At 38.8% G+C, this 13943-nt stretch carries 13 protein-coding genes and 1 pseudogene; 7 read left to right on the top strand and 7 right to left on the bottom strand.

Annotation, left to right across the window (positions count from 1 at the left end; translation table 11 throughout):
• Together K0625_RS23700 and K0625_RS23695 are read left to right on the top strand one after the other, a co-directional pair.
• Nucleotides 1–65, top strand: a pseudogene (locus tag K0625_RS23700) (IS200/IS605 family transposase); the annotation flags it as partial.
• 306 nt (nucleotides 66–371) lie between these two features.
• Nucleotides 372–959 carry a GNAT family N-acetyltransferase gene (locus K0625_RS23695; protein ID WP_220111842.1) on the top strand — a complete coding sequence of 196 codons (588 nt, stop codon included), beginning with the start codon at nucleotides 372–374 and terminating at the stop codon, nucleotides 957–959.
• Here the strand turns inward: K0625_RS23695 and K0625_RS23690 are convergent, their stop codons facing one another.
• The 5 genes from K0625_RS23690 to K0625_RS23670 form a co-directional block, all read right to left on the bottom strand.
• A complete protein-coding gene (locus K0625_RS23690; RefSeq protein WP_220111841.1) occupies nucleotides 960–2474 on the bottom strand; it encodes an ATP-binding protein in 1515 nt (504 codons plus the stop codon). It abuts the gene before it with no gap.
• A gap of 5 nt (nucleotides 2475–2479) precedes the next feature.
• On the bottom strand, nucleotides 2480–3151 hold the full coding sequence (locus tag K0625_RS23685) for a c-type cytochrome (protein WP_220111840.1): 672 nt from the start codon (nucleotides 3149–3151) through the stop codon (nucleotides 2480–2482).
• Entirely contained in the window at nucleotides 3138–3467 is a 330-nt protein-coding gene (locus tag K0625_RS23680; protein WP_220111839.1) for a cupredoxin domain-containing protein, read from the bottom strand. Before K0625_RS23680 ends, K0625_RS23685 begins: the two co-directional genes overlap by 14 nt.
• A gap of 12 nt (nucleotides 3468–3479) precedes the next feature.
• The gene (locus K0625_RS23675) at nucleotides 3480–4520 is read right to left on the bottom strand and encodes a cytochrome-c peroxidase (protein ID WP_220111838.1); all 1041 of its coding nucleotides are present in this window, start codon (nucleotides 4518–4520) and stop codon (nucleotides 3480–3482) included.
• 130 nt (nucleotides 4521–4650) lie between these two features.
• Nucleotides 4651–5592 carry a hypothetical protein gene (locus tag K0625_RS23670; RefSeq protein WP_220111837.1) on the bottom strand — a complete coding sequence of 314 codons (942 nt, stop codon included), beginning with the start codon at nucleotides 5590–5592 and terminating at the stop codon, nucleotides 4651–4653.
• A 233-nt stretch (nucleotides 5593–5825) separates the two neighbouring features.
• On the opposite strand from K0625_RS23670, the gene K0625_RS23665 reads away from it, so the two are divergent.
• Together K0625_RS23665 and K0625_RS23660 are read left to right on the top strand one after the other, a co-directional pair.
• The gene (locus K0625_RS23665; RefSeq protein ID WP_220111836.1) at nucleotides 5826–6542 is read left to right on the top strand and encodes an RluA family pseudouridine synthase; all 717 of its coding nucleotides are present in this window, start codon (nucleotides 5826–5828) and stop codon (nucleotides 6540–6542) included.
• A 312-nt stretch (nucleotides 6543–6854) separates the two neighbouring features.
• Entirely contained in the window at nucleotides 6855–9434 is a 2580-nt protein-coding gene (locus K0625_RS23660; protein WP_220111835.1) for a M1 family metallopeptidase, read from the top strand.
• A 219-nt stretch (nucleotides 9435–9653) separates the two neighbouring features.
• Here K0625_RS23660 and K0625_RS23655 read toward each other — a convergent pair whose 3' ends face one another.
• Nucleotides 9654–10709: a tyrosine-type recombinase/integrase gene (locus tag K0625_RS23655; protein ID WP_438944520.1), complete on the bottom strand. Its 1056-nt coding sequence runs from the start codon at nucleotides 10707–10709 to the stop codon at nucleotides 9654–9656.
• A gap of 628 nt (nucleotides 10710–11337) precedes the next feature.
• On the opposite strand from K0625_RS23655, the gene K0625_RS23650 reads away from it, so the two are divergent.
• Entirely contained in the window at nucleotides 11338–11841 is a 504-nt protein-coding gene (locus K0625_RS23650) for a hypothetical protein (protein WP_220111833.1), read from the top strand.
• Nucleotides 11842–12083: 242 nt separating this feature from the next.
• Here K0625_RS23650 and K0625_RS23645 read toward each other — a convergent pair whose 3' ends face one another.
• Complete coding sequence (locus K0625_RS23645; protein WP_232847263.1) at nucleotides 12084–12719, bottom strand: hypothetical protein; 636 nt, start codon at nucleotides 12717–12719, stop codon at nucleotides 12084–12086.
• A 127-nt stretch (nucleotides 12720–12846) separates the two neighbouring features.
• On the opposite strand from K0625_RS23645, the gene K0625_RS23640 reads away from it, so the two are divergent.
• Nucleotides 12847–13197 carry a hypothetical protein gene (locus tag K0625_RS23640; protein WP_220111832.1) on the top strand — a complete coding sequence of 117 codons (351 nt, stop codon included), beginning with the start codon at nucleotides 12847–12849 and terminating at the stop codon, nucleotides 13195–13197.
• 44 nt (nucleotides 13198–13241) lie between these two features.
• The gene (locus K0625_RS23635) at nucleotides 13242–13937 is read left to right on the top strand and encodes an SDR family oxidoreductase (RefSeq protein WP_220111831.1); all 696 of its coding nucleotides are present in this window, start codon (nucleotides 13242–13244) and stop codon (nucleotides 13935–13937) included.
• Nucleotides 13938–13943: the final 6 nt, after the last annotated feature.

Raw genomic sequence — 13943 nt, 5'->3', positions numbered from 1 at the left:
GAAGATATGTAAGGCATCAAGAAAAGGTTGAAAAACAGGAGCAGCCGCAATTAGATTTGAAGTAGACAACGCCCCCTTTTAGGGGGCTAATGCAAAGCCACCTTCTTCAGAAGGTGGATTCTTTACTATTAAGTGATTAGTTATTCAAAATTATTCATTTAGGTTAAAAAAATCTCGGGGTTATACTTTTTAAAGTGCATAAAACCTGCGTATTTAGTGAATATATTTCACTGCACCAATTATAAGCTATTGCTTAACTAGTTATGATGATAATCACATTGCTGGTGGACAGATTGCCCGATTCATTTAGTATCAATGATTAATCCTTAACCTGTTCATTCAGGTTTAGCTAAAATTGACTTGGATAACTCATGAATATCTCTGACTCGGCAAGACTCACCTATGACTTTATGACCGCTAAAGATGCACAGCTTCTCTTTGAACTTGATCAAGACAGTGAGGTGATGCGCTATATCAATGGGGGAGAGCAAACTTCCATGCAAGAGATCCGAGAGATTTTTATTCCTCGACTAGAAAGTTATGCAGATCTTTCTAAAGGTTGGGGGATGTGGAAAGTCTCCATCAAACCAGATAATGATACTGCAGGCCACTTGTCGTCTTCTGAACAATTTCTAGGTTGGATCTTAGTCAGGCCGCTAGATTTTTTCAGTGAATCACCACAATGGAATAATCTGGAGTTAGGTTGGCGATTTAAGCAATCTGCTTGGGGAAAAGGCATAGCTACAGAAGCTGCACAGGCAGTGATGGAGGCGGTAACAGGCATTGAACATGTTCACTATATCTCAGCTATCGCACTTGAGGAGAACATCAGCTCTATTAAAATTATGAAAAAGCTTGGGATGAGATTCCTTAAAAAGGCGATGCATTACGATCCTCTAGGGGATAGTGAATTGGTGTATTATCAAAAAGAGATAAAGCCAATGCCTCAGATAAGATAATTACAGGTTGTCCGGAAACTCTATGACAAACTGCATCTGATCACTTTCATTGTATAAGCACTCAATTGTGCCATTAAGTGAGTGTCTAACTAAGTTGTAAACAATGGTTAGCCCTAAACCATTTCGACCTTCACCCCTTTTGGTTGTATAAAAAGGTTCAAAGGCTTTATCTATGTCAGCTTCGTTTATCCCTTTGCCTGAGTCCCAATAGCGTATCTTGACCCGATTATCATCTTTACTGACCTCAATATTCACTTCAACGGCTTCATCCAATGTTTTGTCATAACCGTGTTGAAGTGAGTTCATGACTAGGTTCATGATGATCTCATTGAGCACACCAATAACAAGCTTTACTTGAAGTGTATCCGAGCAATTTACTTTGATGTTGCTATGAGTCTCTTTAAAATGCGTTCTGGTATAGAGCACTGCCTCATCAATATATTGTTTAATATAAAACAGCTGTGGTTTTTCAGATGACTGCTCAGTAGAGATCTTTTTGAAATACTGGATAAGTTCAGAGCATTTATTCAAGTTTGATAAAATAAGCGCCATGCTCTCTTTGTTTACTTCGATATACTCTTGGCAATCATTTTCATCTATCAGCCCCTCAAGAAACCTTTGCTCAAAGATTGTGGTAGAGTCAGTTAAAAAGGAGCCCGATGTAATACAGACCCCAATAGGGGTATTGAGCTCATGAGATATGCCGGTGACTAATCCACCTAAAGATGCCATCTTCTCGGACTCTATCAGTTGGCTTTGGGTTACCTTTAATTGTTCTAACGTATTTTCTATCTCATTGTAGGAGCGCTCTAACTGCTCCGTTCTCGATTTCACTTTATGCTCTAGTTGATGATTTAGTTTATTTAATGCCATTTTCGTCTTTTGTAAGTTGGCATTGGCGACAATCAATAATATGACGGCAAGGGCAATTATGGAGCTAAAAATTAAAAGAATATTTATCTCTGAATCTTTATAGTCATTGAATAATAAATTCAACTCCTTCCTATCTTGTATGATAATTTTATCTAGATCTTTACCAATGACATCTGTGATAGGGGCGATATCATCGATTATTTTTAGGGCTTCTTGATCTCGATTTGATTTGGCCAAGCCAATAATCTTCATTCTAAAAGGTTTTATTTCATTTAAGTTTTTAGAGAGTGTGTTGACGGTTTGGTTGTTGGGTAGCTCAAGTTGTAGTTGTTGTAATGACTCATCTAACAGAGCTGTTGCGCGAATAGAAGCGATTGAGGACTTTCTGATCTGTTTTTTTTCATCTGCGATAACTAGCTTTATAAGCTCAGACTCCATATTTAACACTGAGTTGTGGGCTTGGAAAATCACTCTAGTTCGTAGTTCAGAGATGGTAAAGAGTGATTCAAACTCCTGTTTAAGCTTAAGAAGAGAGTAAGTCGTAAAGGCGCCGATAATAATAAAAGATAGAAGGGTAATACTTGAAGCTAAAACAACCTTGTTCTTAAAGACAAACAGAGAGATACCTCTGAGAAATTGCATTATAGCTAATCTTTTAGGGTATCGATAAAGTCCACAACCGCATCGACTTCATTGTCAGTCATAAAATCTCCCCAAGGCGGCATTTTAGGAGAGCGGCCAACTTCCTGCCCTCCAAGTTTGATAATAAGTCGCATCTGAACGGGATTTAAAATACTCCTTGTTAAATTAGCTGGTGGAGGGGTTTTTATGATCCTCGCCATACGGCCATCTCCTTGACCTAACTTACCATGACATAGGGCGCAGCGAGTCTCAAAAATGATCTTACCATCTCTGACCGTTTTATCTAATTTGTCCGTATATTTTGAGAGAGTTCTCAGGGCTGCTTCCGTATCACTCCTAAGAAAAAGTACAAAGGTCGCCAGATCAGAAATCTCCTCTTTTGTTAGCTCCTGTTCCCAAGGAGGCATAAACTTGATTATATCTTCATTAGGAAAGCCTCGACTGATGACATCAATGATGCTCTCTTTATCTATTGCATTTTGTTCATCAAACAGGTTTGTTTGAGGGTAGCCTTTGAGTTTCATTGGAATATACCCATCTCCCATTCCCTTATTTCCATGACAAAGAGTGCAGTGGTGCGAATACAGTCTTGCTCCATCATCTTGGCTTTGCGCATAGGTGGGGAAGATATGGATACTGAGGAAAAAAAATAGGGATATAAAACTACTTATCTTCATTTTTCTTTACCTCAATCAATAAGAACATTTTTGAATGGATGGCGCATTCAACTTCAATGGTCCCAGGAGTGTCAAAAACGACAGAGCGAGTTTCATCCTTTGGGTATGAACCGAGATCGAAAAACTGCTCATCAGATAAACTAAAAATGTTATGGAAAAAAGGGTCTTCATTCAAAAAGTGAACAGTATCTCCCACATTGATTGTTATCTTATCTTCACTAAATGATTTGTTTTTTTGTGATATCACATACTCTTCAGCCAGACCTGTATAGGAAGCACAGCTTAAAAGTAGAATAGGTAGAGTTATTCGTCTCATTACTATCTCCGATTATTGAGGCAGTTTAGGGAGTTGAACGGATTCATGCGGACTAGTTAGTGTATTTAGAAAAGCAACTATAGCGCTGATCTCATCTTTTGAGAGTTGATTTGCTTTGAAATTAGGCGATAGATTGGTTTTAACGATCCCGCCATCACTGTAATGCCTAACCACTTGGGTTAACGTTGTTGCAGAGCCATCATGGAAGAAAGGGGCTGAAAGTGCGATATCTCTTAAAGTTGGTGTTTTAAAGGCGCCCTTCATTAGGTTAAGTGGTCTTTGCTTATATCGGCCAAGATCTGGGTGTTCATCTCCAAATGAGGCCAACCCTATATTATGAAAACCATCATCTGTGAAATTGGGCGCACTATGGCATACAGAGCAATTCCCTTTATCAGGATTAATAAACAGTTTAAACCCTGTAATCTCTATTGCTGTTAGCGCGTTTTTATCCCCTTTAACCCAAGCGTCGAAGTTTGAATTGTTACTGATCACTGTGCGTTCAAAACTAGCAATCGCTTTTGCCATAGTTTGTTTACTGATGGCTTCACCAGGGAAGGCGAGATTAAATGCTGTTACATATCCTTCGATACTTTGTAAAAGGGCTACTTTGGCTTCGAGGTTTGCATGCATCTCTAGCTTCGCTTCCATAGGAGCTAAAGCTTGTTCTTCAAGAGTAGCAAGCCGGCCATCCCACATCTGCAGATGATTGTAAGCAGCATTGATAATCTGTGGTGTTGATCGTGTCAGTTTTTGGCTTTTATATCCCAATGCAACTTTTTGATTATCCGACCAACCTAGCATGGGGTTATGGCAGGTCGCACAGGACATATTACTGTCGCCACTCAGTCTAGGATCGAAAAATAACATCTTTCCTAATGCAATTTTTTCGCTTGTTTGAGGGTTATCTGCAGGTGTCGGAACTGAAGAGGGGAGCAGCCAATGCTGTAAGCTCTCATGCCCTGCGACAAAAACGTAGTCTTGATAATCAACTTCAATGGCATCTAAAGTAGATGAGAGGAGTAAGCCTAAACAAACAATGGCAGTTCTCATGATATGCCCTATAAATAATCACCGAGTATTCTTGAGTATAGGTCAGATGAGAAGGTTGATCAGGGAGGTCAAAGGCTATTGCATCTAAATACTTAACTTATCTCTCTAGGGTAATATTAAGCCACCACATTTAACGCTTTTTCTGCTCAAGCGTCGCTTGGATCTTACTCACAAGATAGAACACATGGCTGGGGGTAACCTCTTGCCGGTCGATGTTTGTACCTGGCACTTTAATTTTTTGTTGATAGGCAAGGAATGTAAGTTGTGCGTTGAGTGCCATTGCAAGATCTAGTACATCAGAGGGCTCAATCTCTCTTTCTATCTTTGATGCCGTTATCTCCATACTCAACAGGTTAAAACTGGTCTCGGTGGATATTTGTAACATTTTTAACGTTTTAATGAGGTGGATGAAAACATCGGTCGGAGTTTTATCTAAGGAAATGTCCTCTGTCACTGATACTCCAGCATCTTCAACTACAGGAGATTTGGCAAATAGTAACTGACTTAAGATGTAGCAATGATCGACAATCTTAATCACATCTTGAGGCTGAATTTTATCACGGTTTAATAGGGACAAGAGCCGATTGTTTCTTAGTATCTTATTATATACATGGGTAGGCGTTGATATCATCTTGGGGATATCAGCTTTAAACTCTGCTATTGAAAGTGTATTTTGTGTGGCTTGAATGGATTTTAATGCCTCATTTAATACTCGATAGACATGAATTGGTTGATTGCGATATACATGGACTGCAAAATTTCGCCCAATATCTTGATTTGTATAGTTTAGGCTAAGTCTCTTTGCACTAAAATTAAGTGATTTAGCGAGGAAAAAAACCTCCCTTGGTTGAGCATTTGCAACTTTATAAGCTGGAGCACTTTGTGCGTGTGTGAAAAGTTTTCTTTCTGGATCAAATGTTAAAAGCTGCTCCTCAATAAGTCTTGCTCTAACATATACATCACTTGGGGTAATATCCTCTGTGGAGAGAGTTTTTCTGGACTCAATCGCTGCATATGTAGACCAAGCTGAAAAAAATAATTGTGCAAACAACACTATTTTTATGATGCGCATATATGTCCCGTTTTGGAGGATACAATGTGAACGTTTCGAATTGCTCTATATCTATAAGTAAAATAACAGCCCCCAAATAGAGATTTAAATAATTATAGTACAGCACACAAAAAGTCGTTTGCTTAAAAGGGCGCATCCCTATCAATGTAAATCAGTTAAACAGCGCAAATACACTTTTGTCTGTTGTGAGTTTTCTATATTATTAGCATCTTTCAATTCACTATAATCTCGCCATGCAACCACAAGCTGATCCCTTTATCGTGCCTTTATGTTTAGATAAGATCCAAATTCTCTTTGAAGATGAACATATCTTGGTGATCAATAAACCTAGTGGCTTGTTAAGCTTGTCAGGTAAACACCCGTTAAATATTGATTCCGTTCATTACCGCTTAGTGAATATCTATCCTAACTGTACCTTGATACACCGTCTCGATTTTGGCACTTCTGGCATTATGATTTTAGCCATGAATAAGGAAGTTAATGCATTGCTTTGTAAGCAATTTAGTGACCGAAGAGTCAGTAAACGCTATACAGCATTGCTACATGGGACCTTAAAGGCTGACTCAGGAATCGTTGACATTGGAATTGCAAAGGACAGAGATAATTTCCCTTTGATGAAACTTTGTGAGTACACAGGTAAACCTGCACAGTCGCAATTTAAGGTATTAAAAAGGTTTACTCAATTGCCTCAAGACAACTTTTACCTTGATGACTCTAGGGCTGGAGAGAGAGGTGTCACTAAAGTTGAATATGAGCCAATAACTGGTCGTACCCATCAATTGAGATTACATAGCCAATATATCGGCCACCCCATTTTAGGCTGTGATCTTTATGCAAGTGATGAGGCTTACTTTATGAGCAGTCGCTTAATGTTACACGCATCTCAACTTAGTTTTGAGCATCCTATTAGCAATAAAGCGATGACAATAAAGTGTAACAGTCCATTTTAATATGAAATAGTTTACGAGGTAGCAATATCATAGATATATAATTAAACCATTAATTACCAATAACTTGCGACCTATTGCTGTCTGTTTATTTTTTGACTCTGAATAGTAAGCAGCTAAAGACAAACCATCTAGGGTAAATATCCCCTATGGCTATAGCAATACTTATGGCTGACTTGTTAAAATCCTCCTCTATTTTGTTAAGCAAATACACCTGTTGTGCTTCCCCATAATTTCTGGGCTCTATTGTCTAACTGGATGGTGTTTGTGGCTGTTTAACATTGAAGTTATCAATAAAAGAATAAAGGAATAGATATGTATCGAGTTATGGCCTCAAGCCTAGTCACTGCATTACTGCTTAGCACTAGCCAGTTGCATGCTGAGCAGTTTGTCCTCAATAAACACGCGAAACCTATTTCTCAGGCAGTGAGTTTAGCCTTAGATCCACATAAAGATAATTTTTCAGGCAGTACCAATATACAAATAAAAGTACTCAAAAAAACAAAAATTATTCAGATAAATGGCGTTGATTATACAGCCAAAAATATTCGGCTAACTGGCGACAGCCACTGTGATATGTCAGCTCAGATGATAGATACTGGCATCATCAATCTTATTTGTAATACAGAAATTAGCCCTGGTAATTATCAGCTCCACCTGGATTTTACCGCACCTTATAATCATCAATCAGTGGGACTATATAAAACCATTGATGCCGGCGTGCCTTACCTTTTTACTCAATTTGAGATGAGTGATGCCCGCAGAAGTTTTCCGGTTTTCGACGAACCAGAATATAAAATTCCTTTCCAGATAAGCATTACAGCACCATCTAGTGAGAAAGTTTACAGCAATACTCCCCTTGTTAGCACTAAGGTTAATGGGAGCCAAACGACTCATCACTTTGCGCAGACCAAGCCACTATCTTCCTATTTAATCGCTTACGCTGTCGGTAAGTTTGAGTCTATTCCAGTTAAAGGGATGAAGGTCCCGGGTAATGTGATCACCACACAAGGAAAAATAGAACTTGCAAAGTATGCCGTTAAGGAGATGCCTGCCATTTTAGCGCGTTTAGAGAGTTATTTTGGTGTTGATTATCCCTACCAGAAACTAGATTCTGTTGCTTTACCTGAATTTCCTTTCGGTGCCATGGAAAATGCAGGGCTCGTCACTTACCGTGAAGATATTCTGCTTCTAGACGAAGCAGTGGCAAATCAAAATACTAAACGTTCGTCTGTGTCAGTTATCGCCCACGAACTTGCGCACCAGTGGTATGGCAATCTTGTTACGATGAAATGGTGGAACGATCTTTGGTTAAATGAGGCATTTGCAAGTTGGATGGCCGCTAAAGTGACTCACGAATTACACCCTGAGTTTGAGTCACATTTAAGTCTATCTAAAAACAGAGTCATGAGTATGGATGCACGTCTCTCTACTAAACCGATCCGTAAGCCCATTAACACTGAAGCCGATATAATGGACGGGTTGGGGTTAGCTTATAGCAAAGGCTCTGCAGTACTGTCTATGGTGGAGAACTGGATCGGTGAAGAGGATTTTAAACAAGGGATCCGTCAATATATTAAAGATAATGCCTTTAAAAATACCAGTGCAGATGATCTTTGGAATGCCTTATCTAAGGCGTCAGGCAAAGATGTGGGTCGGGTACTGAGTACATTCATAGAGCAAGCATCATATCCGCTTATTAAGGTCAAGATCAGTGGTAATAACCTGAACCTTTCTCAGGAACGTTTTGTATTTGCAGGCAGTCAAGCGCCGAGTCAGGAGTGGGTAGTGCCTGTCTCAATAAAATATGGGAAAGGGGATAAACAGTTCACTGATACAGTACTGCTAGATAGTAAAAATAAGCAGGTAAAACTTAAATTTACTCCAGATTGGGTATATCCGGATGCCGATGCAATGGGCTACTACCGCTGGTTGTTAGATGATAAGCAGCTAAATAACTTACTTAAAAACGCAAAAAATGTGCTCACCGACAGGGAGCGTAAAGCGTTAATATCTTCAGCAGATGCACTACTTGCAAGCGGCTTCATTACTGCTGGTGAGTTACTCTCTATTCTTGGTGAGTTTGTTGATGATGCACATCCACAGCTTGTTTCATCAGCATTAAGTTATCTACAGATCCAGAAAACTACTTTTGTCGATCAATCAAACGAAGCTGATTGGGCAAAGTTTATTAGTAAAAAGGCTCGCAGTGCAATTAACAAATATGGCGAAGTGGCAGAAGAGGGAGAGAGCATAGCAATCAGTAAGCTGCGTCCAAGTCTTATCTCAATTTTAGCCTTTGAAGGTAAGGACAAAACCATTATAGCTGCGGCCAAAAAAGCCAGTCTAGATTACCTTGATGGCAGTAAGTCATTTGATGCTTACCTTATTGGTACTCAACTACAAGTAGCTGTATATTATGGAGATAAAGAATTAATACAAAAGTTTAAAACTGCTTTTGAGACGACCAAGAATCCACAAAAGCGAACAGAGTTAATGTATGCACTTGGCTTTGTTGCCAAAGAGAACCAGCAAAAAGAGATGCTGGATTATAGTTTAACAGACAAGTTAAACTCTCCTGATCTTGGCTATATAATGTATGGTCAAAGCTATACTCAAGCAAGAAAAGAGATCTTTAGAGCTTGGTTATATAACAACTATGCTGCGGTAAAAGATAAGTTACCTCCATTTGCCGTTGCAAAGCTGCCTAACTATGCAGGCGATGGTTGTGACTTAGTTTCACTCGATAAAACTAATCTATTTTTTGAACCAAAGCTTGAAGTATCTCCCGAGTTTACACGCAGCTTGGCTAAATTAAATGAGAAGGTAAAAAACTGCGTACAATTGAAGAATCGAGAACAAGCGAGTGTTGATCAATACCTGCAGAAACATTAGTTTTTGCTACAGCCGCTTAATGATGAACAAAAAAGCGAAGCTAATCAAGCTTCGCTTTTCTATGTTGTAATCGGTTAATTTTACTACTTTTTGTCTGAGCGTTATCCTTTACTTGGCTAACAATACTAGAGATAAGTTAAATTGATATACTATGGTTGCACCATTTTATTGAGTCATATATTCTTACTCTGCAAAAAGGACGTTAATTTTTAAACAAAATTAGTCTTTAGGCTTGAGGTAATGTTTGAGAGAACGTGGATCTGTATGGCCAGTTCTTGCCATAATATAGAGGTGATCTTTATCATTTTCATGAAGCTGAGTTACGCAGCCACTTCGTAAACTATGAGCACCATAAAATTCATGACTGAGTCCCGCTTTAGTGCAGTACTTTCTGATCATTTGGTAGATATCATCTCCACGAAGAAAGCCGGAGTTTCTTTTTTTACTCTCTAAGCCTTGAGTCGCAACACTGTAATCTCTTACTTGCCTGCCGTCTCGGGTTAACGATCTAAATAGATGTCCATCTTGAATTTTTGAGATAGCTAACCAATGTTTGACGGCATCAAAAGCAGCAAAAGGTTCTGATTGAGGAAGGCTCTTCCACTCTTTTTGTCCCTGTTGGTTGCTCTTAGAGTAGGGGAGTCTAACTTTGAGCTTATCCCTCAAAAAACTCAAATGATTAACTTTAATATCTGCCAATTCTGAGCGGCGAAACCCACCTTGAAACCCTAATTGAATTATTGCTTTATCTCGCGCTCTCGTGATCGCTTGTGGCTGCTGTTCAATCACATTGAGTAACATCTCAAGTTCATCATACATAATAGGTTGTTGATCATAATCAGATACTGTTCGTTGTTTATTTCGACTTAAGCCACGCATCACTCTGATCACAAGAGGATGCTCTGTTGGAGAATGATATCCAGCTTGAATATGGAAATAACGAATAGCAGCTAGGCGGCTCGTTAGGGTTTGCCGAGAAAGTTGTGCTCCGCTTCGTGATTGTATTAGCTCTTTTTGATAACCGATAAATGAGATAACCGTTCTTGGATCTGCTGGCAGAATATTTAACCTATGCTCACTGCAATAGTTTGAGAATAGCGAAAAACTAGAGGTATAAGCCCTACGTGTATTGGCAGAGATCTCATATTCTGTTTCACTCGCAGCACTTTTGTAGTCATCTAAGATTGAAAGTGGTAGCTCTCGCTCCTCATAAAACTGTTTTTCTTCTGTATTAACTGGCCGACTTAATATGGAACCTGTTTGAAAGGGGGTCATTTTATTCATTTATGATACAAACTAAACCGCATAGAAAGTAAACGGAAAAGAGCTGGCTCCCTAATATCAGTGGTTATCGCCGTAAATTATACCTTTAATTATCTAATCTCTACCAGTGATAATCGTCATTATCACTGGTAGAGTGGTTTATTAAATAAAAAATCAACGAATTGATGCTTTAAAGAGCTGTAATGATAAGCGCGCTTCGCTGGATAAACTCTACTGTAGGTTTCAATTAAGTTGGCCAATATAGGCATAATAAACTAATATACCCGGTCACCATTATCCGTATATAAAATGAACAGTCAGAATATATATAAGTTTTATCTTCTGTTGACGGGGGATTTCTGTACATTTATCGAACTACCAAGATTCTGTTCTGACGTATTACTATGCTGATCAATCTGTATTTTTAATTTATGGTTACACCATTTTATATTCGTATGAGGAGTGAAAAAGGGCTAGATCTTCAAGATATCGTTAAGCTTTTCTGCAGTCCGATATTTAGCCGAGATAGAATCAATTAAATGGTTGAACCATACTATTGATTTGAGTAATATTGAAGTTCTAGAGAGTCTGGTAGGATTATGAATTATGATCATATCAATTAACATACAGTGAGAGCATAATGGATTATAAGCAAGCGTGGGTATATCAAGGTGATGCACCTAAAGCAGGAAGAAAACTTTTACTGTTGGAGATAAATGAACTGACCATCGCTTTGCCACTTATATTTCGTTTAGTTCATCCCGAGGAGGTTATGAAGAAACCTGAATGGTTTTTAAATAGCATTGCTGAAGATGATGCAAACAGAAATTTAAAATATATTGCCCTGATACCATTACTCCAAAAGGTCACTCAGTTAAGAAAAAGTTCAGAGCCGATATTAACCCCACTGAAAGAACTTAATGACAACCTAAATGATTATTTTAGCGATCATGGTTGGCGCATGGTTCGTAAAGAGTTATCTCAGATAAAGAAGCGGCAGAAAAAATCTCACATCGAGTTGAGTAAAGATATCATAGCTAAACTCAGGCTCTATATGGAAGATGAGAAGTTTGAAAGTTTCGATCAAGCAATCGATAACTTAATCACTGAAGCAAAATTTAAAAATGCAGAAAGGGAAGAGTAGTCGTTAACTCGACAGTTGGCTAATCAAGAACAGCTAAAAAAAGAGAGCTATGACTCCGCAAAACTGTGTTCGTTAACACTTGTGGCGTAAGGCCTGTTTACGTTCATCTGATAACTCTCTTCTAAATCTAGTTTAGCTCACTATCACACGGCTCGTGACGTGATGCAGTATAAGTTCAGTAAAATCTCTGTGCTAAAAATTAGTTTCAATGCTTAAACAGCAAGAAAATCTTCATGTTTTAGCTAGTTAACTCGGCAGTGATTTAGTTTGTCATCTAATTTATGTGCAGCAGATTTTACATCTGACTCTTGCATAGCATGATACTCATTCTGACGAGTCGCTAAAAACCAATATGAGCCTATAGTCCATAAATCTTTAGGCCAACTAGCCAGATGATCATCTTGTAGGTTACTGGCATGAAAAATGGCTAACCATTTTATACAAACTTTACTTTCATCAACGGATAGATGTTGTTTACGCACACTAAAGCCATAAGCGTCGAGGTCGCTTAACAGTATGATGCTAGATTCATATCTAGGGTGATCAATAGCATAGGATTTGACGCCAAAACAGTGGGGGATTTGGCTAGCTTTATTTAGTTTGGAGGCATAACCTTGATACCAATTAGCCTCTACTTGATATGATTTTATCTTTCTCTGATGAGAAACATCTCCATGCCAGCCCCTTGGGTGCGTAGCAACTTTAGGTGGTACAATTGATTTTACTATGATGTTTTGGGTGCTACCTCGCATCATTATCTGATATCTTGAGATCTCACCATAGCCACTCCAAAGCGTCTGAATTTTCTCTAACTTAATGACTTTACTACAGGAAAACTGTTCTTGTATGTACTCAATAATTTCTGATTGGGTATTCAATGCTGGAGTCTTCCTTTAGTGAACTAATGCAATGATTAAGCCTATAAACAAGGGCTGCTTTTACGTTATTTTTTGTTAAAACAGGTTATAATTATTATTAAACCTGAGTAATGAGTTAATACAATAGATGTCAACTGAGTTACCAAAAGAGAAAAAACTGACCGTTCTGTGTAGAGTTGAACCCGGTTGCCTAGGGCCTGATGGCTTAGATCATATTGAATCTTTTTGCCGATTTTCTCACCAAGAACTAAAAAAAATTGACTCCGATTTTATCAAATGGTTACCTCTTCCACGTTACGATAAGTCCTTAGCAGAGATGGAATACTCTGTTGACAGTAAGTTGCTATCTCGTGAAAAAGCCTCCCAATATTTAGCCTATTTTAAATGTGAACTGGATGAATTTGAAGAACATTTTCATGATAAGCTTTCGACTCTAATTAATGATTTTTTGGCGAAAAAAAAGGCGACACAAAGTTAAGTGAATTGTTTTTCGCCAGTTAATGCTAAATGAAGGATAGTGTAATGCAAAAACACCTTTTGATCACAGGTGCAAATCGTGGCATAGGACTAACACTGGTAAAGCAATATCTGAATGATGGTTGGGCCGTCAATGCCTGTTGTCGCCAGCCAGAAAAAGCCGATGAGTTAACACAGCTACAAATCAAGTACGACTCATTAACACTCTCACAGCTCGATGTTACTGATTACACAGCTGTTGAGCAGCTGGCTGACAATCTTGCAGATATTCCTATCGATCTTTTGATCAATAATGCTGGCTACTATGGTCCGAAAGGAGCGAGTTTTGGCGACACTGATGTCAATGAGTGGCGCAGAGTGATAGAGGTAAATACCATAGCGCCTTTAAAAATAGCCGAAGCTTTTTTACCTCATTTAACACAGGCACAAGATGCTGCTTATGTGGCTATCTCCTCTAAAATGGGAAGCATGTCGGATAATAACAGCGGTGGTGCCTATATCTATCGCTCATCGAAAGCTGCCCTAAACAGTGTTGTGAAGAGCCTTTCGCTAGACCTTGATCCATACGGTGTAAAGGTTGTTGCTCTACACCCTGGCTGGGTTAGGACAGATATGGGGGGGCCTAATGGACTAATAGATACCTATGAATCAGCAGCGGGTTTAAAGCAAGTGATCAGTAAATTGAGCTGTTCTGACAGTGGCGGCTTCTTTGATTATCTAGGTAATAAGATCCTTTGGTGATCCCAA

Origin of the sequence: Shewanella nanhaiensis (genome assembly GCF_019457885.1) — a bacterium.
Classification (GTDB): domain Bacteria; phylum Pseudomonadota; class Gammaproteobacteria; order Enterobacterales; family Shewanellaceae; genus Shewanella; species Shewanella nanhaiensis.
Note: the sequence above shows the minus strand (reverse complement) of the source record. Positions and strands in the feature narration are given on the sequence as shown.

Bases quoted from the DNA above. Each gene is read 5' to 3' on its own strand.
- K0625_RS23695 (WP_220111842.1), top strand. From the start codon at position 372: ATGAATATCTCTGACTCGGCAAGACTCACCTATGACTTTATGACCGCT.
- K0625_RS23690 (WP_220111841.1), bottom strand. From the start codon at position 2,474: ATGCAATTTCTCAGAGGTATCTCTCTGTTTGTCTTTAAGAACAAGGTT.
- K0625_RS23685 (WP_220111840.1), bottom strand. From the start codon at position 3,151: ATGAAGATAAGTAGTTTTATATCCCTATTTTTTTTCCTCAGTATCCAT.
- K0625_RS23680 (WP_220111839.1), bottom strand. From the start codon at position 3,467: ATGAGACGAATAACTCTACCTATTCTACTTTTAAGCTGTGCTTCCTAT.
- K0625_RS23675 (WP_220111838.1), bottom strand. From the start codon at position 4,520: ATGAGAACTGCCATTGTTTGTTTAGGCTTACTCCTCTCATCTACTTTA.
- K0625_RS23670 (WP_220111837.1), bottom strand. From the start codon at position 5,592: ATGCGCATCATAAAAATAGTGTTGTTTGCACAATTATTTTTTTCAGCT.
- K0625_RS23665 (WP_220111836.1), top strand. From the start codon at position 5,826: ATGCAACCACAAGCTGATCCCTTTATCGTGCCTTTATGTTTAGATAAG.
- K0625_RS23660 (WP_220111835.1), top strand. From the start codon at position 6,855: ATGTATCGAGTTATGGCCTCAAGCCTAGTCACTGCATTACTGCTTAGC.
- K0625_RS23655 (WP_438944520.1), bottom strand. From the start codon at position 10,709: ATGACCCCCTTTCAAACAGGTTCCATATTAAGTCGGCCAGTTAATACA.
- K0625_RS23650 (WP_220111833.1), top strand. From the start codon at position 11,338: ATGGATTATAAGCAAGCGTGGGTATATCAAGGTGATGCACCTAAAGCA.
- K0625_RS23640 (WP_220111832.1), top strand. From the start codon at position 12,847: ATGTCAACTGAGTTACCAAAAGAGAAAAAACTGACCGTTCTGTGTAGA.
- K0625_RS23635 (WP_220111831.1), top strand. From the start codon at position 13,242: ATGCAAAAACACCTTTTGATCACAGGTGCAAATCGTGGCATAGGACTA.